Raw genomic sequence first — 22,261 nt, forward strand, 5'->3', positions numbered from 1 at the left:
GTGCCGAAGCGTCCAATTGGGTGAGATCGGGACGCGAAGGTGAGCGGCCGGCATACGGCCCGGTGCTGTGCCGAAGCGTCCAATTGGGTGAGTTCGGGACGCGAAAGTGGGCGGCCGGCATACCGGACGGCTCCTGCCGCACGAACGCGCACGTCAGGAGTAGGTTGAGCGGGTCCGGGCTCATCGAGCCGACCCGACCAAGGAGGAGGCCTCGATGGTCTCGGCAGTCGCCTCGGCCGTTCCTGCGGCCGATCCGATCATCAACGCGGGCGTCGTCGACTACCTCATCGTCGCGCTCTACTTCGTCTTCGTCCTCGGCATCGGGCTGGCCGCCCGGCGCGCGGTGTCGGACTCGATCGACTTCTTCCTGTCGGGGCGGTCGCTGCCCGCATGGGTCACCGGTCTGGCGTTCATCTCCGCGAACCTCGGCGCCGTCGAGATCATGGGCATGTCCGCGAGCGGGGCCGAGTTCGGCCTGCCGACGGTGCACTACTTCTGGGTCGGCGCGATCCCGGCGATGCTCTTCCTCGGCGTCGTGATGATGCCGTTCTACTACGGCTCCAAGGTGAGGTCGGTGCCGGAGTTCATGTTCCGGCGGTTCGGCACGGGAGCGCACCTCGTCAACGCGATCTCGTTCGCGCTGGCGCAGTTGCTCATCGCCGGCGTCAACCTCTACCTGCTCAGCTCGATCGTGCAGGCGCTGCTCGGCTGGCCGCAGTGGGTGGCGCTCATCGTCGCCGCCGCGATCGTCCTGTCCTACATCACGCTCGGCGGGTTGTCCGCGGCGATCTACAACGAGGTGCTGCAGTTCTTCGTCATCGTCGCCGCGCTGCTGCCGCTCACGCTCATCGGTCTCAACCGGGTCGGCGGCTGGGACGGGCTCACGTCGCGCATCACCGAGGCGGCCAACAACGCCCCCGCCAGCGCAGGGGTGCCGCCGGCCGAGCAGCAGCTCGAGTCCTGGCCGGGCCAGGCACTGTCCGGCTTCGACTCGCCGATCCTGTCGGTCATCGGCATCGTCTTCGGCCTCGGCTTCGTGCTCTCCTTCGGCTACTGGACGACGAACTTCGTCGAGGTCCAGCGCGCCATGGCGTCGAACTCGATCTCGGCGGCCCGCAAGACCCCGATCATCGGCGCCTTCCCGAAGATGTTCGTGCCGTTCATCGTCATCGTGCCCGGCATGATCGCCGCGGTCCTCGTGAGCGAGATGATCGAGCTCAAGAACGGCGGCACGCCGCAGGGTGGCGCCTCCGGTGAGGTGAAGTACAACGACGCGCTGCTCCTCCTCATGCGCGATGTCCTGCCGAACGGCCTGCTCGGTCTGGCGATCGCGGGTCTGCTCGCGGCGTTCATGGCCGGTATGGCCGCGAACATCTCGGCGTTCAACACGGTCTTCAGCTATGACCTGTGGGAGCGCTACATCCGCAAGGACCGCACCGACGACTACTACCTGCGCATCGGCCGGCTCGCCACGGTGGCCGCGACGATCATCGCCATCTTCACGGCGTCGATCGCGGGCGGGTTCTCCAACGTCATGGACTACCTGCAGACGCTGTTCGGGTTCTTCAACGCGCCGCTCTTCGCGACGTTCATCCTCGGCATGTTCTGGAAGCGGATGACCCCGACCGCCGGATGGGCCGGCCTCGTCGCCGGAACCCTCTCCGCGATCACCGTATGGCTGCTCGGGAACCCGGACTTCATCGGCGCCTTCTCGCTGCCGGGCCAGGGTCTCGCGTTCGTCGCGGCCTCGACGGCGTTCGTCGTCGACATCATCGTGTCGGTCGCGGTGTCGCTCGTCACCGAGCCGAAGCCGGCTGCCGAGCTCAAGGGGCTCGTCTACTCCGAGACACCCAAGGAGGACCTCATCGACCCGCACGAGGCCTCCATGCCGTGGTTCCGGCGCACCATGCCGTTGGCCGGGATCGCGCTCGTCCTCGTCATCATCCTCAACGTGGCCTTCTGAGAGGAACCGTCATGTCAGACCGCAACCACGCAGACCACACGGACCACAGCACTGACCGCGGCTCGGACCACCCCGGCACCGAGGACACCGCGCCGCACGAGGAGCGGGTCGCCCGGCACACCGCGGGCGCCTTCGACATCCGCAACTTCATCGGGCTGCTGCTCGGGATCTACGGCCTCATCCTCGTCGCCATGGGCCTCTTCGGTGACAAAGAGCTGGAGAAGACTGGTGGCGTCAACGCCAACCTGTGGACGGGCATCGCGCTGCTTGCCGTCGCACTCGGATTCATCGCGTGGGCGAAGGCGCGTCCGACGCTCGTGCCGGAGCACGTCGAGCCGGTGCTCGACGACCCCACCCGTCCGGCGCCGCGCAAGCAGCCGCGCGGCCACTGACGGCTCGGGTTCTGCGCGCAGGGTCAGGCGAACTGCCAGGAGCGCTTCGACATGCCGTACCAGAACCCGTCGATGACGCTCCGGCCGGCGACGTCACCGGTCTCCGCCGCGGCACCCAGCGCGACGTAGAGGGGCGCCCAGTGCTCGGTGCGCGGGTGCGCCTCGTGCGCGGCGGGTGCCTTGTCGAGGAAGTCGAGCACCGCGTCGACGTCACCAGCCCCGACCGTCTCCGCGGCCCACGCGTCGAACTCGGCGGACACCTGGGGCGGTGGTGCGTCGGAGGCGTCCCGGCTCGGGGTGAACCACGCGAGGTTGTGTGTCGTGAACCCCGATCCGACGATGAGCGTCCCCTCGTCGCGCAGCGGCGCGAGCCGCCGACCGACGTCGAAGAGCGTCTGCGGGTCCAGTGTCGGCATCGAGAGCTGCAGCACGGGCACGTCGGCCTCGGGGAACATCTCGACGAGCGGCACGTAGGCGCCGTGGTCGAGGCCGCGCTCGGGGTCCTGGTGCAGCCCTCCACCGAGATCGCCGAGGTGACCGGCCACGGAGCGAGCCAGCTCGGGAGCCGGCGGCGCGGCATACGTCACCTCGTAGTACCTGTCGGGGAAGCCCCAGAAGTCATACAGCAGAGGGGTGTTCGGCGTCGTCGAGCTCACCGAGATGGGTGCCTGCTCCCAGTGCGCCGAGATGACGAGGATGCTGCGCGGGCGCGACAGGCCGCTCGACCAAGCGGCGAGCTCCCCGGTCCAGGTCGCGTCGTCGGCGAGCGGCGGCGCGCCGTGGCTGAGGTAGATGACGGGCTGGCGCGTGTCCACGACGTCAGCGTATGCCGTGTGCGCGCCCCTGCGGTTGGCTCGCCGGAAGGCGATCCGCAGGAGGGTTCGGCCTGCGGATCGTCAGGCGGTGAGCAGGCCGAACCCGAGGGATGTCAGGCTCGCCGCGAGGAGTGCGGCCCCGGCGAAGACGAGGACGATGAGCTTGTTCGGCTCGGTGCGCCCGGTGCCCATCGAGGAGAAGAAGAACCCTCCGGGCATGAGCAGCGCGCTCACGGCCACGCCCGAGCGAGAGAGCCACTCGAGGAGGCCGGTCTGGGTGGTCGAGTCGACGAGCACCTGGCAGACGAGGGCGAGGATGAGCAGGGTGGCGGCGTGGGCGTGCCCGGCTCGGGCGAACTTCTCCTGGAACTCGGTCGCTGGGGCGCGGCCGCGCACGATCTTCACGAGGTAGAGCCCGCCGGTCTCGACGGTGACGAGGGCGAGCAAGAGGATCCCGGCGAGGGAGCGGGACTCGTCGGACAGGACGGCAGTCGTGGCGTGCAGCATGCGGCTCAGCTCCTTGGATAGTTCGACTCGCCAATATTGGAGAGCATCACTATCCCATGTGTCAAGCGCCAGCGTGCCCGTGGCCCCAACCGTCCGATGGGGTGAGTTCGGGACGGGAGGCGAGCGGACGGCATACCGGCGTGCCCGGGTCCCCACCCGTCCCATGTCCCCAACCGTCCGATGGGGTGAGTTCGGGACGGGAGGTGAGCGGGTCAGTCGGTGGCGTCGTGGACGAGGATCGCGACCTGGACGCGGTTCTCGACGCCGAGCTTGGTGAAGAGCCGCCCGATGTGGGTCTTCACGGTGGGCACGCCCATGTAGAGCTCGCCGGCGATCTCGGCGTTGCTCAGCCCGCGCGCCACCGCGTCGGCCACCTCCCGCTCGCGCTCGGTCAGCCCCTCGAGCCGGGCCCGCGCCTCCCGGGCCCGTTCGCTCGCGCCGTCATCCGGCTGGGCGACGGCCGCGATGAGCTGGGCCGTGACACTCGGCGAGAGCATCGGCTCACCGGCCGCAACGGTGCGCACGGCCTCGACGAGCCGGGCTGGCGGGGTGTCCTTGAGCATGAACCCGGCAGCCCCGATCCGCAGTGCGGACAGCACCATGTCGTCGGTGTCGAAGGTGGTGAGGACGATGATCTTCAGCCGCGGATAGCGGCTCAGCAGAACCTCGCTCGCGCTGAGGCCGTCGCGCACCGGCATGCGGATGTCCATGAGGACGACGTCCGCGCCGGACTTCGGCACGACCGTGAGCGCCTCCTCACCGTCGGCCGCCTCGCCGACGACGGTGATGCCGGACGCGCCACCTCCGAGCATCATGCCGAGCGCCGTGCGCACCATCGGGTCGTCGTCGACGATGGCGAGGCGGATCGGCTGTGGGTCGGTCACGGGTGCCACGGTATCCATGCCGCCACGACGAACCCACCCGACGCGTCAGTCCCGTGCCGCAGTCGCCCGCCGGCGAGTGCGACGCGTTCCTGCAGCCCGATGAGGCCGAGTCCCGACTCCGGGAGCACCGTGTCGCGGTTGCCGACGGGCGCGGCGTTGCGGATGGAAACGTCGAGCCCGTCCTCCTCGGACCCGGTGAGCCGCACCGTCACCGACGTGCCGGCTGCGTGCTTGCGCGCGTTCGTGAGGGCCTCCTGGACGATGCGGTATGCCGTCCGCGCGGCTGCGTCGGGCACGTCGCCTCGGGTGGAGTCCTCGAAGGCGACGCGCATCCCGCTGGAGCGTTCGTCGTCGACGAGACGACCGATGTCGGCAGCCTGGGGCTGTGGCGCTTCGGGTGCGCCGCCGGCGAGGGTAGGGTCGCGGAGGACTCCGAGCACCTCGCGCAGGTCGGTGAGTGCCCGGTGGGCGTTCTCCTCGATCGTCCGCGCCGCCGTGGCCTGCTCCTCGGGCGTGAGGTCGGTGCGGTAGCTCAAGGCGCCGGCGTGCATCGCGACGAGCGAGATCCGGTGTGCGAGAACGTCATGCATCTCCCGGGCGATGCGGGTGCGCTCAGCGGTCTGGGCGCGGGCAACGCGGGCCTGCTGCTCGCGCTCCGCGGTCTCGGCGCGGTCGCGCAGCGAGGCCATGAGGTTGCGTTGCGACCCCATCGCGTTGCCGATGGCGATGACGATGCCCACGATGAGTGCCCCGATGAGCACGGACGCCCACAGCGGCAGGTCGTCGTCGCCGGGGTAGAACCGCTCCTGGACGACGCCCGCGACGACGGCGAGCGGCGCGACCCAGGCGAGGTCCCGCCACCGCTGGCGGGCAGCGAGCGAGCCGACCATCCACGTCGACGGCCCGGCGCTGCTCGCCGAGACGAAGGTGAGCAGGTTCGTCACGGCGGCCACCGTCGCCGGTACCCGAGCCCGCCAGCGAACGAGCAGGAACGACACGAGTCCGAGCGCGAGGTCCCCGATGACGAACCACACGAAGATCGGCGTGTCGTCCACCTGGGCGTCCGCCATGGTGGCGGCGGTGGTGAACCAGGCCGTGAGGCTGATGACCAGGGCCAGGGCGTAGCGCCAGGCAGTCGCCCAGCGCGACCCGTCCTGCCTGTCGGAGCCCAAGGCCGGAGGCAGGGATGGTGCGGAGGGCGCGGACATGCGGTTCACCCTAGGTCCGGGCGGGCTCGCTCGCGTCCGCCGCCGGGACGACAGGTGGCGCGCGGGGGTCGCACGCGCCGCGCGGGACGGCATACCAAAGTCGGAGTCGACCCGGCACCTGCGATGGATGTGCGCGCCCCCGCACGCACGACAGAGTGGACCTCATGATCACAGTCGAGAACCTCACGAAGCGCTACGGCGGGTTCACCGCCGTGGACGACATCTCCTTCGAGGTCCGCCCCGGCAGCGTCGTCGGCTTCCTCGGACCGAACGGCGCCGGCAAGTCCACCGCCATGCGGATGATGACCGGCCTCACCCCGCCCACGAGCGGACACAGCACGGTCCTCGGCAAGCCCTACCGCGACCTGCACAACCCCGGGCGCCAGGTCGGCGTCATGCTCGACGCCTCCGCGCAGCACCCGGGCCGCACCGGGCGCGAGATCCTGCGCCTCGCCGCGATCCAGATCGGTGTCCCGAAGTCGCGGGTCGACGAGGCCCTCGCCGTCGTCGGCCTCACCGACGAGGAGGCCGGACGGCGCGTCCGCAACTACTCGCTCGGCATGCGTCAACGCCTCGGCCTCGCCTCGGCGATGCTCGGCCAGCCGGAGGTGCTCATCCTCGACGAGCCCGCGAACGGCCTTGACCCGCAAGGGATCCACTGGATGCGCGGCCTGCTGCGCGGCTTCGCCGACGGTGGCGGCACAGTGCTCCTCTCGAGCCACCTCCTCCACGAGGTGCAGGTCATCGCCGACGACCTCGTCATGATCGGCCGCGGCCGGATCGTCGCGATGGGTCCGAAGGACGAGCTCCTCAGCCGGGGTGGCACGACCGTCCGCTCGACCGACGACGCGGCGCTCGCCGTGGCACTCGAGCGCTCCGGCGTCACCGTCACCCGCACCGCGTCCGGCCTCGTCGTCGACGCCGAGCCCGCCGTCGTCGGCCGGGCCGCCCTCGAGGAGCGCGTCGTCCTCCTCGAGCTCCGCTCCGGCGGGTCCGAGGGCCTGGAGGAGATGTTCCTCAGCCTCACCGCCGCCACCTCTCGTGAAGGGAAGGCAGCATGACCACCACCGACTCCCGCTCCACCGAGCCCGTGGTCGCCAGGGGTGGCGCCGTGGGCGCCCCCGCAGCCGCAACGGGTATGTCGGCCGCCTCAGGTCGTCACGAAGGTCGCCCCGAGGGGCGGCCGGGCGTGCCGATGTCACGGCTCATCACCGTCGAGCTCCGCAAGATGGTCGACACCCGCGCCGGCCGCTGGATGCTCATCGCGATGTCGGCGATCTCGCTCGTCGTCGTCGCGGCGTTCCTCATCTGGGGGCCGGCAGAGGAGGCGACCTACGGCACGTTCCTCGGCCTGACCTCGTTCCCGCTCGTCATGCTGCTCCCGATCGTCGGGATCATGGCCGCCACCGCGGAGTGGAGCCAGCGCACCGGCCTGGTGACCTTCACGCTCGAACCGCGCCGGGGCAAGGTCATCACCGCCAAGATCGTCGGAGCCATGATCCTCGGACTCGTCGTCACGGCGTCGGCCTTCGCGGCGTCGGCCATCGCCAACGTCATCTCCGGTGTCGGTGACGGCGCGGGCACGTGGGACGTCACCTGGAAGGTCGCGCTCGGCGTCATCCTCGGCTTCCTCATCTACGTCGTCCAGGGCATCGCCTTCGGGTTCCTCTTCCTCAACACCCCGATGGCGATCGTCGCCTCGCTCATCCTCCCGACCGCGTGGAGCATCGCCTCGAGCATCGTGTCCTCGCTCGAGAAGGTCGGAGCCTGGCTCGACCTCGGCCGGGTCACCGAGCCGCTCTTCAGCGGGACGATGACCGGCGAGAACTGGGGACAGCTCGCCACCTCGTTCTCCGTGTGGGTGCTGCTGCCGCTCGCGATCGGCTCGTGGCGGGTCATGACCCGCGAGGTGAAGTGACGCAGCGGGTGACCGCCCGCGCCTGAGGCGCGCGGCCGGCATACCGCCGCACATCACGGACGCCCTCGGTGGAGGGCGCCCGGCCGGGACATCAGGGGGTCCCCGCCGGGCGCCGCTCCTCCGAGGGCGTCTCGTTACGTGCCGTGGTGAGCGTCGTCGGCGGCGCAGATCGTGGTCAGCGGCGTCCGCATGGGAGCGCCCCGGACCACCCTCTGCGCCGGTCGCGCGACCGGCGCAGAAAAGGCGAGTCCGTATGCCGTCCCGAGACTGAGCGTGCGACCCGCGGTCAGGCCTGGGGTTCGGTGATGCGCTCGCGCAGTTCGCGCGCCAGGATCTTGCCGGTGGCGTTGCGGGGCAGCTCGTCGACGAAGTGCACCTCGCGCGGCACGACGTGACGGGCCCGGTTGGCCTTGACGTGCTCCTTGACCTCGTCCTCGGTGAGGGACTCGCCGTCGCGCAGGGCGATGAACGCAGCCAGCCGCTGTCCGAACTCGGGGTCGGGGACGCCGAAGACCGACACCTCCCGCACCGCCGGGTGCTCGACGAGCAGGGACTCGACCTCGATGGGGTAGACGTTCTCGCCGCCGCTCACGATCATGTCGTCGTCGCGGCCGTCGATGAAGTAGAGCCCGTCCCTGACGTGCCCCATGTCGCCGGTGGAGACGAGGCCGTCGACGAAGTCCTTGGTCTGGCCGGACGTGTAGCCGTCGAAGACGAGCTCGTTGCCGGCGAAGATGCGGCCGGTCTCGCCATCGGTGACCTCGCGACCGTCCTCGTCGAGGAGCTTGACGATCGTGCCGAGCGGGGGAGTGCCGGCGGTGTCCGCGTCGCGTCGCAGGTCGGCGGGCGTCGCGATGCACACCCACGACGCCTCGGTGGAGCCGTAGAGGTTGTAGAGCACGTCGCCGTACTCGTCCATGAACCGCTGGGTGAACCCGTGCGGGTAGGCCGAGCCCGACGTCGCGACGACCCGCAGCCGAGGGCGGCGGGCCTTGCCGCCGGGGTCGCTCGGCAGCTCCATCATCCGCTGGAGCATGACGGGCACGGCGAACATCGCGTCGCACTGCTCGCGTTCGAGGGTGTCCTTGGCGACCTGCGGGTCGAACTTGCGCTGCAGGATGATCGTCGCGCGCAGGGCGAAGCTGAGCTGCATCGCGGCGTAGCCCCACGTGTGGAAGATCGGCGCGCTGATGAGGATGGTGTCCTCCGCGCGCAGCGGGATTCGGTCGATGACCGTGACGAGGGGACCGAACCCGGACGGGGTCTTGCGGGGCGCGCCCTTGGGCGTGCCGGTCGTCCCCGAGGTCAGGATGATCGTGCGGCCGTTCTTGTTGGGCTTGTCCACGGTCTCCGGGACCGGCGTCGCGTCGACGTCGGCGACCCAGTCGCTCTCGCGGATGACGGGGAGCGTGTCCGGCAGCTCGGACACCGCCGCGTCGAACTCGTCGTCGTGGATGACGCCGGTGACGCCCTGCTCCTCGACGACGCCGGCCAGCTGGCCGCCGGACAGGCCGGTGTTGAGGAGGACGAGGTCGACGCCGATCGCCGACGCCCCCGTCATGATCTCGACGGCGCCGACGTGGTTGCGGGCGAGAAGCCCGAGCTTGTCACCGGGGCGGAATCCCTTGGCGCGCAACGCCTCCGAGGTCCGCATGGACCGGTCGAGCAGCTCGCCGTAGGTGACGCGCCCGCGCTGGTCGTCGACGATCGCCACCCGCTTGGGGCTGCGGGCCGCGGCCTGCCTGAGCTCGCCGGCGAGGCCGAAGCCCCACCGGGCGAGCGTGTAGAGCTGACGGGCCTGACGGTGCGGCGGGCCCGGGGTGAGCATGCCTCGCTTGGCCATGACCACGCCGACCGTGGCCAGGTTGATGCCCATGGAGGTCAGCCCTTCGGCATGTCGAACCAGTTCTGGAACGCCATGGCTGCTGCGAGGTCACCGCGGGCCTTGACCTTGCCCATCATGACCATCATCGTCGGGTTGCCGGAGCCGGTGATGAGCTTTGCGAACTCGGCCGGGCCGAGCATGATCGAGGTCTTCGGCTCTTCGGTCGGGTCCTTCTCGGTCGTGACGGTGCCGTCCTTGACGACGACCGCATAGGTGTCGTCGCTGCCACCCGGACCACCGGTGATGCGCCAGTTGACGCGGGCGTCGGCGCCCTTGGCCTTCTCGGGGTTGAACATCTCGGGGAAGCGGTCGAAGATCCCGTCGAGGATCGCCTGACGGTGCTCGCCGCCCATGATCTCGTTGATCTCCTTGTCGGAGAGCTTCTTGACGATCTGGGCGAACTCCGCCGGGCTCATCGTGGCGAAGGTGCTGGGGTCGAGGTCCATCTCGAGGTTCCTCCTCGTTGAGGGTGGCTGTCGTTCACGACCCTACTTGCAGGTAAGTAGCCGCGACAATGTGTTGCGGGAACTTGTCTGCGTGCCCGTGGTCACATCAGTGGCGGTCCCCGGGACGAGATCGAGCCTCAGAGGAAGATCTGCCAGCCCATGCCGATCTGCTTGCGGGTGAGGAAGCCGCCGCGCCCATTGCCCGGATACAGGTAGAACGTCCCGTCCATGGCGATGGCCCCGATGTCGGCACGTCCGTCACCGTTGAAGTCCCGCAGCGGCAGCACCGCCCCGAACCCGCCCCACCCGGACCCGATCTGACGGCGCGCCGCGAAGCCGCCGGCACCGTTGCCGGCATAGAGCCAGAGCCGGCCGGCCGTGTCGAGCGCAACCAGGTCGGCGCGGCGGTCGCCGGTCGTGTCTCCCGACTGGAAGACAGCGGTGTAGATCTGCCAGCCGGTGCCGATCTGGCGTGACGCCACGATGCTGGTGGACGTCCTGGTCTCGTAGAGCCGGAGCGCGCCGTCAGCCGTCACACCCACGATGTCGGGCCGGCCGTCACTCGTGAGGTCGTGGCCCCCGTCGACGAAACGCATCGTTGACCAGCCCGAGCTTCCGACGCGATAGCCGCTGCCGTCTCGCCTCAGGGCAGTCAGCGCCGGGCCGTAGCAGAGCACCTCGGAGGCCCCGATGACGTCGACGTCGCCGGGAGCGACGCGCTCGCAGATGGACTGGTCGGCCTTGAAGGCGGCGAACCTGCTGCCCCAACCCCCGGTGCCGTTCGTCGGGTACACGTAGGAGGTGCCCGTTCCGGCCGCGCTGACCGGCCTGCGCGCGATGACATCGACCTTGCGGTCGCCGGTGACGTCGGCAACCGCGAAGACATTCGTCGACGGCATGGGCCGGATCGTCCTCGTGAGGGGACGGCTGTCGCCTGTCGCGCTGCGCGCGACGACCGAGACCGTGTATGCCGTCCCGTTGACCAAGCCTGCGACGTCCACCTGCGTCGACCCCGCCTTGACCGGGACGTCGCGGACGATGCCGCCGGGGTTGACCGTGACCCGCCAGCCGGTGAGACCGCGAACCTCGCTGTCGGCAGGAGCGACCACGACGCGGGCCGCCCGCGGGTGCGGGGTGATCCACCCCGTCGGAGTGCGCGGTCGGAGGGTGAAGTCGTACTGGGGGAGGTTGAGCGTGTGGCGCTGTTCCCCGTAGGCGACCCACTCGCGGCCGTCACGGTAATAACGGCGTTCGTTCCCCGCGAGGTCGGTCACCGCGACGATGTCCAGTGGGTACGTGCCGGCAGAGTCGCCGGACACCGGCACGCGCCCGGCACCGCGAGTGATCGTCACGGCGCCACCCACCGACCCTGCGTCGTAGGGCAACTGCCACCAGGCGTCGACCGTGACCGTTCCCGGGTCGTCCACCGTCAGGGCGAGCGCACCCGGGTCACCGCCGTAGACCGGACGTGTCGGCATCGACAGTGACGTGATGCGCGGTGGTGTCCTGTCCAGACCGCCGGTCACCGTGAAAGCGACGGCAGCCAGGTCGAAGGCGTGGGTGAACGGGCCTTCCGAGAGCGCAGGCGACCGCGTGATGCCCTTGCCCAGCGTGGCGTAGTGGATGCTCTTGCCGGAGGTGTCGGTGAGCGAAACCCTCTCGACCGAGTAGCGGCCGGAGACGCTGCCCCTCGGCACGGTGAGGGTGAAGCGTCCGCCCTCCTGCCACGCCTGCTGGAGAGTGATGGTGTGGGGGTACTCGCTGCTCGTGAAGCGGACCTCGATGGTCGCGAGGGCGACGTCATCGACGGCGTCGATGGCGACGGTCACGGGTCCACCCACGGCGGCACTGGCCGGGCTGGCCGTGATGGCGCGCAGGGTCGGGTACTCGGTGTCCGCGGTCTCGGCGCGGGCCGGGCCGGCCAGGACGCCGGCCCCGACGACGGCGGTTGCCAGGGCAGCCACAAGACGACGCAGCTTCGTGCGCATGTCGACGGTCCTTCTCGAAGCGTGCCGATGCGCACGTTGCAGCCGGCCCCCAACGGTCGGCGCTCAGAATGTAGCGCCTCGGGGGCTGGCCGAACAGGGTTTTGCCGAACCTGCCGCGTGCGCTCAGCGCGTGGTGAGCTTTTGCCCGCCGGCTCAGGACTTCTTGGTGGCCTTCTTCGTCGTCTTCTTGGCGGCGGCCTTCTTCGTGGTCTTCTTCGCCGTCTTCTTGGCGGCGCGCTTGCGGGTGCTCGGGCCCTTGGCGCGCTTCTCGGCGAGCAGCTCGAAGGCCCGCTCCTGGGTCAGCGTCTCGACGTCGTCGTCACGGCGCAGCGTCGCGTTGGTCTCGCCGTCGGTGACGTACTCGCCGAAGCGGCCGTCCTTGACCACGACCGGCTTGCCGGAGACCGGGTCCGGACCGAACTCCTTGAGCGGCGGCTTCGCGGCCGCGCGACCCCGCTGCTTGGGCTGGGCGTAGATCGCCTCGGCCTCCTCGAGCGTGATGTCGAACAGCTGCTGCTCGGTCGTGAGCGAACGCGAGTCCGTGCCCTTCTTGAGGTACGGACCGTAGCGGCCGTTCTGCGCCGTGATCTCGACCTGCTTCTCGGTCTGTATGCCGTCCTCGCCGGTCACCGTCTCCGTCACCGTCCCGACGACGCGGGGGAGGGAGAGCAGCTTGAGCGCCGTCTCGAGGTCGATCGTCGCGAGGTCCATGTCCTTGAACAGCGATGCGGTGCGCGGCTTGACCTTCGCCTTGCCCTTGAGGTTCGCGAGCTCCTCGGGCAGCACCTCGGTGACATACGGCCCGTAACGCCCGGCCTTGGCGACGATGTCGCGCCCGGTCTCGGGGTCCTGGCCGAGGACGCGACCGTCGTCGGCGGCGGTCGCCAGCAGCTCGCGCGCCTTCTCGGGCGTCATCTCGTCGGGGGCGATGTCGTCGTTGATCGTGGCCCGTCGCGGCGTGGATTCCTGTGTCGCAGAACCCGACTCGGCACCCCCGTCGGAGGATCCCTCGGAAGGCGACTCACCGGCATACGACTCACTGATCTCACCGGTGACGGGGTCGACACCGGCGGGCGCGACCTCCTCGACGTACGGCCCATACCGGCCGACGCGCACGACGATGCCGTCGCCGATGTCGATCGTCGAGACCTCGCGGGCGTCGATGTCACCGAGGTCGGAGACGAGGTCGCGCAGCCCCTCGCTCGAGCGGGCCTCGTCGCCGAAGTAGAAGCGGGACAGCCACGCGACGCGCTGCTCGTCGCCGCGGGCGATCTCGTCGAGGTCCTCCTCCATCGTCGCGGTGAAGTCGTAGTCGACGAGACGGGTGAAGTGCTCCTCCATGAGCCGGGTCACCGCGAACGCGAGCCACGACGGGACGAGCGCGCTGCCGCGGTTCGAGACGTAGCCGCGGTCCTGGATCGTGCCGATCGTGCTCGCGTAGGTCGAGGGGCGGCCGATGCCCTTCTCCTCCATGGCCTTGACGAGCGTGGCCTCGGTGTAGCGGGCCGGGGGAGAGGTGTCGTGACCGTCGGCCTCCGCGCGCAGCACCTCCAGGCTTGCGCCCTCGCCGAGCTTGGGCAGACGCCGCTCCTCGTCGCGTTCGGCGTTGCGCTGCTCGTCCCGGCCCTCCTCGTAGGCCGCGAGGAAGCCGCGGAAGGTGATGACCGTGCCGCTTGCGCTGAACTCGACCTGCTCGGCCGGAGCCCCGGCGGCCAGCGACGCGCCGAGCTTGACGGTCGCGGTCGACCCGCGCGCGTCGGCCATCTGCGAGGCGACGGTGCGCTTCCAGATGAGCTCGTAGAGCGCGAACTCGTCGCCGCGCAGCTCACCGGCGACCTGGGCCGGCGTGCGGAAGCGGTCACCGGCGGGGCGGATGGCCTCGTGCGCCTCCTGCGCGTTCTTGACCTTCTTGGCGTAGTTGCGCGGCGCCTCGGGGACGTAGTCCGCGCCGTAGAGGTCGCGGGCCTGCTGCCGGGCCGCGCTGAGCGCCGACTGCGACAGGGCCGTCGAGTCGGTGCGCATGTAGGTGATGTAGCCGTTCTCGTAGAGCCGCTGCGCGACCCGCATCGAGTTCTTGCTCGACAGGCGCAGCTTGCGCGACGCCTCCTGCTGCATCGTGCTCGTGGTGAACGGCGCGCTCGGGCGGCGGGTGTAGGGCTTCTCGGCGACGCTCGTCACCGTCACGGAGGCGGCGAGGACGGCCTCGGCGATGCCGCGGGCGGTCGCCTCGTCCAGGTGGGCGACGTCGCCCTTGAGGGTGCCGTCGTCGGCGAAGTCGCGACCGCTCGCGACCCGGCGGCCGTCGACCCCGGTGAGGCGGGCGGTGAACGCGTTGGTCTGCGCGTCGGGGGTGAACTCGCCCTCGACGTCCCAGTAGTTGGCCGAGCGGAACGCCATCCGCTCCCGCTCGCGCTCGACGACCATGCGGGTCGCGACGGACTGCACGCGGCCGGCGGACAGACCCGCCTTGACCTTGCGCCACAGCACCGGCGAGATCTCGTAGCCGTAGAGGCGGTCGAGGATGCGGCGCGTCTCCTGCGCGTCGACCAGTGCGGTGTCGAGGTCGCGGGTGTTCGCGGCGGCGCGCTGGATCGCCTCGCGGGTGATCTCGTGGAAGACCATCCGCTTGACCGGCACCTTGGGGTCGAGCGTCTTGAGCAGGTGCCACGCGATGGCCTCGCCCTCGCGGTCCTCATCGGTGGCGAGGTAGAGCTCGTCGGCGTTCTTGAGCGCGGCCTTGAGCTCGCGCACCTTCTTCTTCTTGTCCGGGTCGACGACGTAGTAGGGCTCGAAGCTGCCGTTCTCGACGTCGACGCCGAAGCGGCCGAACGGGCCCTTCTTCATGTCGGCCGGCATCTCCGACGGGGTCGGGATGTCCCGGATGTGGCCGACGGACGCCTCGACGTCCCAGTCGGCGCCGAGGTAGCCGGCGATGGTCTTGGCCTTGGCGGGGGACTCGACGATGACGAGCTTGCGGCCCGAGCCGGCGGGGGTGGTCGTACTCACAGCGCACCGATTCCGATCTGATCACCTCGTGCAGCGGATTCGTCGCTGCTCCGACGAGGGAACGAAAGGGACGGTACAGGTATGCCGGCGCGCGCCGGTATGCCGCCCGCTCACCTCCCGCTCCGGGCCCCAACTTTCCCGCCCCATGCGACAAGGTTGGGTGAGGTGCGACTACCGAAGCCGCACCTCACTCAAGGTTCTCGCATGGGGCGGGAAAGTTGAGGTGAGCGGGCGACAGACCGCAGCGGACGGCATACGAAGCCGGAAAGCGGCTTGACCCTCACGCGACGGGAGGCGCCACGGTGGTCTCCATGACCACGACACACCACCCCTCGCGAGAGACTGCCCGGATGGACGAGCTGCTCACGGTGGGCCAGGTGGCCTCGACCTTCGGCGTGACGGTGCGCACCCTGCACCACTACGACGAGATCGGGCTGCTCAGCCCGTCGGAGCGCTCGCACGCCGGCTACCGGCTCTACACGCCGGAGGATCTCGAGCGGCTGGCGACGATCGTCACCTACCGGCGGCTCGAGCTGCCGCTCGACGAGGTGGCGGCGCTGCTGCGCGGGGAGGGCTCGATGCGCGAGCACCTGCTCCGTCAGCGGGATGCGGTCATGGCCAGGGTCGACGAGCTGTCGGCGCTGGTGGACGCCATCGACACGAGACTGGAGCGAGAGATGCACGAGCAGCCGGCCACGACCGAGGACCTCAAGGAGGTCTTCGGCGACGGGTTCAGCGACGAGTACCAGGCCGAGGCGGAGCAGCGCTGGGGCGACACCGACGCATGGAAGCAGTCGTCGGAGCGCACCAAGCGCTACACCAAGGCGGACTGGGAGCAGGTCAAGACCGAGCAGGACGAGGTGAACGCGGCGTTCGTCGCGGCGCTGCAGTCCGGTGAGCCGGCGACGAGCGAGGCGGCGATGGACGCGGCCGAGCAGGCGCGCCTGCAGATCGACCGCTGGTTCTACGACTGCTCGCCGGAGTTCCACCGGAATCTCGGTGACCTCTATGTCGAGGACCCGCGGTTCACCGCGACGTACGAGGAGATCGCGCCGGGGCTGGCGCAGTATGTGCGGGACGCGATCCACGCCAACGCCGACCGCGCTGCCGGGGCGTGAGGCTGGGCCCGGCTGGGGCTGGTCGTTTTGCTCCCCAGGAGGGAAGCGCGAGGGTCCGGAGGGAAGGTTTCCGTCCGGACCCTCGCGTTTCCGGCCGGTCGGCCGGGCGCGTGGGTATGCCGCCCGCGGGCCGTCTCGGGTCGGCTCGCCTGATGCCCGGGTCACCTGTCGTCGGGCTCGCCTAGGCTCGGCTGCGTGACCGGGACGGAACAGGGCCTCTTCATCGCCTTCGAGGGCGGCGACGGCGCGGGCAAGTCGACGCAGGTGCGGCTGCTCGCGTCGGCGCTCGAGGCGGCCGGTCGCGAGGTCGTCGTCACGCGCCAGCCCGGCGGCACGCCGCTCGGCGCGACGATCCGCGACCTCGTCCTGCACGGCGACCACGTCTCGCCGCGCGCCGAGGCGCTGCTCTTCGCCGCCGACAAGGCGCACCACGTCGACGAGCTCATCCGGCCGGCGCTTGCGCGCGGAGCCGTCGTGGTCACCGACCGCTACACCGACTCGGCCGTCGCCTACCAGGGGGCCGGGCGCCTGCTCGGCGCCGACGAGGTGCACGAGCTGCAGATGTGGGCTGTGGACTCGCTCGTCCCCGACCTCACCGTCATCGTCGACGTCCCGTCCGAGGAGGGGCGACGGCGGCGCGGCGAGGTCCACGACCGGCTCGAGTCCGAGGCCGATGTGTTCCACGAGGCGGTGCGGCAGCACTTCCTGGCCCTGGCGCAGGGGTCGCCGGAGCGCTACCTCGTCGTCGACGGCACCGCGTCGCCGGAGGAGATCCATGAGTCCGTCCTGGGCCGGCTGGCGTCGTCGGGGTTGCTGCCGTGAGCGTCTGGGACGACGTCATCGGGCAGGAGCCGGCGGTCGCGGTGTTGTCGCGCGCGGTCGCCGAACCCGCCGCGATGACGCACGCCTGGCTGCTCACCGGCCCTCCCGGGTCGGGGCGCTCGGTCGCGGCGCGTGCCTTCGCGGCCGCGCTGCAGTGTCCTGACGGTGGTTGTGGCGTATGCCGTGAGTGCCGGACCGCGGTCGACGGCACCCACGCGGACGTCGACGTCATCGCGACCGAGGGCCTGTCGATCAAGGTCGAGCAGGCGCGCGACCTCGTCGCGCTCGCGGCACATCGGCCGTCGGTCGGACGCTGGCGGGTCATCATCGTCGAGGACGCCGACCGGCTCACCGAGCGCGCTGCCGACGCGCTGCTCAAGGCTCTCGAGGAGCCGTCGCCACGCACCGTCTGGATGCTGTGTGCGCCCTCTCTAGAGGACGTCATCATCACGATCCGCTCGCGTTCGCGGCACGTGCGGCTGCGGACCCCGTCGGTCGAGGCGGTGGCCGAGCTGCTCGTCCGGCGTGACGGCATCGACCGGGCGATGGCGGTGCACGCGGCGCGGGCCGCGCAGTCGCACGTCGGGCTGGCCCGCCGGCTCGCCCGCGACGACGACGCCCGCATCCGTCGTCACGACGTCATCGCGCTCGCGGGCAAGATCCGCACCGTCGGCGAGGCCATCGACGCCGCTGCCGACCTGTCGACCATCGCCTCCGAGGAGTCGCAGGCGTCGTCGGCCGAGCGCGACGCCGCCGAGAAGGCCCGGCTCATGGAGCTCCTCGGCGCCGACCCGTCGGCCCGCACCCAGCCGCCGCACATCCGCTCGCAGGTCGCCTCGCTCGAGAAGGAGCAGAAGGCCCGGGCGACTCGCTTCGCGCGAGACATGGTCGACCGGGCGCTCGTCGACCTGCTCTCGGTCTACCGCGACGCGCTCGTGCTGCACACGGGTGCGGCGACCGGCCTCGTCAACGAGGACTCCCGCTCCGTCGTCGAGCAGGTGGCGCGGGTACTGCCGCCGGAGCGGGTGCTCGTCGCGATGGACGCCATCGGCACGGCTCGCGAGCGGATCGCGGCGAACGTCCAGCCGCTGCTCGCCCTCGAGGCCATGACCCTCGAGCTCCGCCTCCCCCGCTGACCCGCGCCTGTGGTTGGTTCGACTTATTGCCCGTTTGGGCCGTTGTGCGGTGGGCGCGCTGTCCAGCGTTGCCGCCCAAACGGGCAATAAGTCGCATTGGGCACGCGGACGGCATACGACAGGCGAAGCCTCAGGAACGACCCGTAGGGTCGGCGCCATGCGTCGCGCTCGTGTCACCGCTGCCCTCGCCTCGGTCGCCGTCCTCGCGTCCGGCTGTTCGTCGGTCGGCGACCTCTTGGGCCGCGACAACGCTCCGAAGCCGACGTCGGTCGCCCCGCAGACCCCGCCGCCCGGCATGGAGGGCACGGAGAAGTTCTATGCCCAGCAGCTGCAGTGGGAGCGGTGCTCCGGCGGGCAGTGCGCCGAGCTCGAGGTGCCGCTGGACTACGCCAAGCCCGACGGCGAGACGATCAAGGTGTCGGTGCTGCGCGTGCCGGCGAAGAAGCAGTCGAAGCGGATCGGCTCCCTCGTCGTCAACCCGGGCGGTCCTGGCGGTTCGGGGGTCGACTACGCGCGGTCGGCGGACTTCATCGTCGGTTCGGGTGTGCGGGACCGCTACGACGTCGTGGGGTTCGACCCTCGCGGTGTCGGCCGGTCCGCGCCGATCGACTGCCTCACCGACAGCGAGCTCGACGACTTCCTCGGCGGTGACCCCACACCCGATGATGCGGCTGAGCAGACCGAGTTCGCCTCCGGCGCAAAGGAGTTCGCGGCCGCGTGTGGCTCGAACGCCGGGCCGCTGCTCGGGCACGTGTCGACCGTCGACGCGGCGAAGGACATGGACATCCTGCGAGCCCGCCTCGGGGAGGACAAGCTCGACTACCTCGGCAAGTCCTACGGCACCTACCTCGGCGCGACGTATGCCGACCTCTTCCCCGAGCTCGTCGGCCGGTTCGTCCTCGACGGTGTCGTGGCTCCGGACCTCACGTCGGCCGAGATCAACCTCGGACAGGCCAAGGGGTTCGAGACGGCGACCCGTGCGTGGGCGCAGTACTGCATCGACGAGGGCGACTGCCCGCTCGGCAGCAGCGTCGACGAGGTCATGCAGGGCATCCGCGACTTCCTCGAGCGGGTCGACGAGCAGCCGCTGACGAAGACCGGCGACGCGGCCGTGCCCGAGCTCACCGAAGGCTGGGCGTCGACAGGGATCGCCGCCGCGATGTACGACCAGGGCATGTGGGCAACGCTCGTCGAGGCCATGCGTGCGGCACTGAAGGGCGACGGGTCCGAGCTCATGGGGCTGGCCAACACGTACGCCGACCGCAACCCCGGGGGCGGCTACAACGGCAACATCATGGAGGTCATCTACGCGGTGAACTGCCTCGACAAGCCCGAGTCGTCGTCGGTGCCCGAGCATGCCGCGGCCGCGGAGGCGTCGACGAAGGAGGCTCCGACGTGGGGTCCGTTCCTCATGTGGTCGTCGCTGACCTGCGGCTCGTGGCCGGTGAAGACTGAGCGCTCGTCCGAGCCGCCGAAGAAGGTGACGGCCGAGGGAGCGCCGCCGATCGTCGTCGTCGGCACGACCCGCGACCCCGCCACACCGTATGAATGGTCGGTCCGGCTCGCAGACCAGCTCGCCAAGTCCTCGCTCATCACCTACGACGGTGACGGGCACACGGCATACATGCGGTCCAACTCGTGCGTGGACAAGCCGATCGACGAGTTCTACCTGACCGGGAAGGTGCCGCAGGACGGGCTCAAGTGCTGAGGCGGCTGGGCTGAGGCCGGGCGGGGCGCGGGCCGACCGACGTGCAATAGCACTCTGCGGTGGCCGGGTGCCGGGGCGCTGAGCACGCAGCGGCGCGGCCTCTTGGCCCTTTGCACGTCCGTCGGCCCACGATTTCGTCGTTGGGCGCTCGGGTTCGTATACTCGTCCGGCGTGCTCGACCCGTCGGGCCGCATGCCGCCTTAGCTCAGTCGGCCAGAGCGATTCACTCGTAATGAATAGGTCGTCGGTTCGATTCCGACAGGCGGCTCCGACAAACCAGCCCCTGACCAGCACAAACGCTGGCAGGGGCTGGTTGCGTTTGGGGGCCATCTGCGACTGATGTACATCTTAGGTACGTGAATGGACGCGGAAACCCCCGCAGCCGAGCTGCGAGGGTCGTGCAGGAGCGACTACTCAGGCTTCGTGTGCGATCAGCGGCACCGCGTCGGGAAGGCCGCCGAAGAAGACGTCTAGCGTCGCGCGAACGTCGGGACTGATCGGTCGCTTGCCCACGTAGTGCTGGTAGGTCGTGGAGCCGTCCGAGTGGCCCAACTGATCCCGGGCCGCATCCAGGCTGACCTCGTGTGCGATGAGCGTGCCGACGGTCCGGCGGAGGTCATGTGGGGAGAGTCCCTCGTCCGAGGGCAGCCCGAACTCCTCCGCGCCGAGAGTGGCGTTCCGAAGCCGAGTGCGAATGTTCGAGGGGTTGAGCCAGTTCCCAGTCCGGGACGCGAAGACGGGGTCATCGAGGCTTCGCCACTGGGAGGCCTTGCGCCGTTCCTGCAGCATCTTGGCCACGTGGTCGGGGAGGAGCAGGGTGCGGTCGTCGCCCGACTTGGTGAGGTCTTGGCGGAAGAGCTTCTCCACGTAGCCCTTGCGGGGCTCAACGAGCGTGCCACACACGTGCGCCATCGGGCGATCGCTGCCCAGGTCGATGAGATCGCGCCAGCGGACACCCAATGCCTCGCCGTCGCGGCACCCGGTGCCCAGGAGGAAGTCAATGACGTCCATCAGGTCTCGGTTTGGGCCGCGCTTGCCGGGGACCCGCTGCACCTCCGGACGGACGAGGTGGCGCAGGTGGATTGCCTGCTCGACGGTCAGGTGGTCGACATCAATCTTCCGACGTCGCGCGGTGCGCGCTACGGAGGCCATCGGGTTGGCCTCCAGCGCTCCATACCGAACCGCCAGATCGAGCATCCCCTTCAGGACGGAACGCATCTGGCCTGTGGAGCGCCACTTAGGGTCTCCGTGTCGGTCCAGATGAGCCTCGAGATGTCCGTAAGGCTCGCCCTTCCCGATGGTCCCCAAAGCAGAGTCGAGCAGCGCAACCGTCACCTCGCAGACCCGCACGCCGCCGAGCGCCTTGGTGACGACCTCGACTTCGGTGCGGTAAGCCGCCAACGATTGAGGCTGGAGGGGCTCGCCTGATCGGACCTTTCCGTGAGTCTCGCGGTGACGGAGCCAGAAGCTGCCGAGCTGTCCCAACGTCATGGTGGGCGTAACGCCAGCGATGGACGGGTCGGCGCGGTCCTCGAGGGCCCGCTCCAGGGCGCGTTTGGCGGCGCCCTTCGTCTTGGCCTGACGAGACACGATGCGGAGCCGACCGTCCCGATCACGCGTCTGTGTCCGGGCGCGCCAACCAACGGGCGACGGTGACGTCCAGACCTCGCCGTGCCCACCTATGGGGATGCGGGGCCGCGCCATCAGGAAGCCATCCAGCCCTCACCGGCCGCAGCCTGTTGAGCCAGCCAAGTCCTGACGTCCTCGCTGCGGTACCGAACGTGCCGGCCGATGCGCATTGGGATTGGTCCGCGCCGCTCGCGACGCCACCACTCCAGCGTCTTCTCCGGCATGCGCAAAACCATAGCTGTCTCTGCCGTAGTCAGGACGCAACCGTCAGGCGGCAACGGTCGGAAGGCAGGGGCCGGAGCCTGCACCACGATGTTCGGGGTCTCAGCCATGACGTTCCCATGCTGCTGCTTGGTACACCGCGTCGGCGGTCACGAGCTCGCCATCCGAACCCTGTGCGTGGTCGATCGGCCGTGCTTGCGGTGGGACAGACGGTTGCACCCACCGGTCAAGCGCGCTCTCGGGAAGACCGATGATTCGGTTGATCGCTGTGGCGGCGAACTCGTGGATGAGTTGAGTCCATAGGGTTGGTGTACGACGACACCGGTGAGCGTGTCCCTACGCACGTAGGTGCGGTCACCGCGTGATCCTTCGAGTGAACCTCTCACAGCACTCTCGAATGGAGCATCGCGATGACCGCGAACACCAGTATCGACCCTGCCGTCTTCCTGCACGACCAGCTCGCCCAGGCCAGCCCGGACCTGATGCGCGATCTGCTGACCACGTTCATCAACGCGCTGCTGTCGGCGCAGGCCGATAGCGTGTGCGGTGCCGAGTACGGCACCCGTAGCCCGGACCGCACCAATAGCCGCAACGGGTACCGGCACCGGGACCTG

At 69.9% G+C, this 22,261-nt stretch carries 19 protein-coding genes and 1 tRNA gene; 10 read left to right on the top strand and 10 right to left on the bottom strand.

Annotated features, from left to right (window positions below; translation table 11 throughout):
• Positions 1-214 precede the first annotated feature (214 nt).
• The gene (locus BCF74_RS07320) at positions 215-1,963 is read left to right on the top strand and encodes a sodium:solute symporter family protein (protein WP_106297295.1); all 1,749 of its coding nucleotides are present in this window, start codon (positions 215-217) and stop codon (positions 1,961-1,963) included.
• 11 nt (positions 1,964-1,974) lie between these two features.
• Entirely contained in the window at positions 1,975-2,355 is a 381-nt protein-coding gene (locus BCF74_RS07325) for a hypothetical protein (RefSeq protein WP_245889260.1), read from the top strand.
• Positions 2,356-2,378: 23 nt separating this feature from the next.
• Here BCF74_RS07325 and BCF74_RS07330 read toward each other — a convergent pair whose 3' ends face one another.
• From BCF74_RS07330 to BCF74_RS07345, 4 genes are all read right to left on the bottom strand, one after another.
• The gene (locus BCF74_RS07330; RefSeq protein WP_106297296.1) at positions 2,379-3,170 is read right to left on the bottom strand and encodes a dioxygenase family protein; all 792 of its coding nucleotides are present in this window, start codon (positions 3,168-3,170) and stop codon (positions 2,379-2,381) included.
• An 81-nt stretch (positions 3,171-3,251) separates the two neighbouring features.
• A complete protein-coding gene (locus BCF74_RS07335; protein WP_106297297.1) occupies positions 3,252-3,677 on the bottom strand; it encodes a hypothetical protein in 426 nt (141 codons plus the stop codon).
• 212 nt (positions 3,678-3,889) lie between these two features.
• Positions 3,890-4,561, bottom strand: coding sequence for a response regulator (locus BCF74_RS07340; protein ID WP_245889261.1), 672 nt, complete (start codon positions 4,559-4,561; stop codon positions 3,890-3,892).
• A complete protein-coding gene (locus BCF74_RS07345) occupies positions 4,558-5,769 on the bottom strand; it encodes a sensor histidine kinase (RefSeq protein WP_106297299.1) in 1,212 nt (403 codons plus the stop codon). Before BCF74_RS07345 ends, BCF74_RS07340 begins: the two co-directional genes overlap by 4 nt.
• Positions 5,770-5,933: 164 nt before the next feature.
• Here BCF74_RS07345 and BCF74_RS07350 point away from each other — a divergent pair, with 164 nt between their 5' ends.
• Positions 5,934-6,830 (top strand): ABC transporter ATP-binding protein, encoded by an 897-nt coding sequence (locus BCF74_RS07350; RefSeq protein ID WP_177426641.1) that lies wholly within the window; start codon positions 5,934-5,936, stop codon positions 6,828-6,830.
• Entirely contained in the window at positions 6,827-7,687 is an 861-nt protein-coding gene (locus BCF74_RS07355) for an ABC transporter permease (protein WP_106297301.1), read from the top strand. The genes BCF74_RS07350 and BCF74_RS07355 overlap by 4 nt, the downstream gene beginning before the upstream one ends.
• A 286-nt stretch (positions 7,688-7,973) precedes the next feature.
• On the opposite strand, the gene BCF74_RS07360 is transcribed toward BCF74_RS07355, so the two are convergent.
• The 4 genes from BCF74_RS07360 to topA all read right to left on the bottom strand — a co-directional run bounded on the left by BCF74_RS07360 (position 7,974) and on the right by topA (position 15,012).
• On the bottom strand, positions 7,974-9,563 hold the full coding sequence (locus tag BCF74_RS07360) for an AMP-binding protein (protein ID WP_106297302.1): 1,590 nt from the start codon (positions 9,561-9,563) through the stop codon (positions 7,974-7,976).
• Between the two features lie 5 nt (positions 9,564-9,568).
• The gene (locus BCF74_RS07365; RefSeq protein WP_106297303.1) at positions 9,569-10,018 is read right to left on the bottom strand and encodes an SCP2 sterol-binding domain-containing protein; all 450 of its coding nucleotides are present in this window, start codon (positions 10,016-10,018) and stop codon (positions 9,569-9,571) included.
• A gap of 137 nt (positions 10,019-10,155) precedes the next feature.
• Positions 10,156-12,006 carry an FG-GAP-like repeat-containing protein gene (locus BCF74_RS07370; RefSeq protein WP_106297304.1) on the bottom strand — a complete coding sequence of 617 codons (1,851 nt, stop codon included), beginning with the start codon at positions 12,004-12,006 and terminating at the stop codon, positions 10,156-10,158.
• A 153-nt stretch (positions 12,007-12,159) separates the two neighbouring features.
• The gene (gene topA, locus BCF74_RS07375; protein WP_106297305.1) at positions 12,160-15,012 is read right to left on the bottom strand and encodes a type I DNA topoisomerase; all 2,853 of its coding nucleotides are present in this window, start codon (positions 15,010-15,012) and stop codon (positions 12,160-12,162) included.
• A 311-nt stretch (positions 15,013-15,323) separates the two neighbouring features.
• Between topA and BCF74_RS07380 the strand changes: the two genes are divergently transcribed.
• The 5 genes from BCF74_RS07380 to BCF74_RS07400 all read left to right on the top strand — a co-directional run bounded on the left by BCF74_RS07380 (position 15,324) and on the right by BCF74_RS07400 (position 20,064).
• A complete protein-coding gene (locus tag BCF74_RS07380; protein WP_218279216.1) occupies positions 15,324-16,130 on the top strand; it encodes a MerR family transcriptional regulator in 807 nt (268 codons plus the stop codon).
• A gap of 195 nt (positions 16,131-16,325) precedes the next feature.
• Positions 16,326-16,952, top strand: a complete 627-nt coding sequence (tmk, locus tag BCF74_RS07385; RefSeq protein WP_106297307.1) for a dTMP kinase — start codon at positions 16,326-16,328, stop codon at positions 16,950-16,952.
• Positions 16,949-18,088 (top strand): DNA polymerase III subunit delta', encoded by a 1,140-nt coding sequence (locus BCF74_RS07390; RefSeq protein ID WP_106297308.1) that lies wholly within the window; start codon positions 16,949-16,951, stop codon positions 18,086-18,088. The genes tmk and BCF74_RS07390 overlap by 4 nt, the downstream gene beginning before the upstream one ends.
• 157 nt (positions 18,089-18,245) lie before the next feature.
• Entirely contained in the window at positions 18,246-19,796 is a 1,551-nt protein-coding gene (locus tag BCF74_RS07395; RefSeq protein WP_106297309.1) for an alpha/beta hydrolase, read from the top strand.
• 194 nt (positions 19,797-19,990) lie between these two features.
• Positions 19,991-20,064: transfer RNA gene (locus tag BCF74_RS07400), tRNA-Thr, on the top strand.
• A 146-nt stretch (positions 20,065-20,210) separates the two neighbouring features.
• On the opposite strand, the gene BCF74_RS07405 is transcribed toward BCF74_RS07400, so the two are convergent.
• Both BCF74_RS07405 and BCF74_RS17880 read right to left on the bottom strand, forming a co-directional pair.
• Positions 20,211-21,386, bottom strand: a complete 1,176-nt coding sequence (locus tag BCF74_RS07405) for a site-specific integrase (RefSeq protein WP_106297310.1) — start codon at positions 21,384-21,386, stop codon at positions 20,211-20,213.
• 113 nt (positions 21,387-21,499) lie between these two features.
• Positions 21,500-21,757, bottom strand: coding sequence for a helix-turn-helix domain-containing protein (locus tag BCF74_RS17880; RefSeq protein WP_106297311.1), 258 nt, complete (start codon positions 21,755-21,757; stop codon positions 21,500-21,502).
• Positions 21,758-22,057: 300 nt separating this feature from the next.
• Here BCF74_RS17880 and BCF74_RS07415 point away from each other — a divergent pair.
• Positions 22,058-22,261: transposase (locus BCF74_RS07415; protein WP_177426635.1), on the top strand; the 204-nt coding region annotated here is incomplete at its 3' end.

Source organism: Knoellia remsis (assembly GCF_003002895.1).
GTDB classification, from domain to species: domain Bacteria; phylum Actinomycetota; class Actinomycetes; order Actinomycetales; family Dermatophilaceae; genus Knoellia; species Knoellia remsis.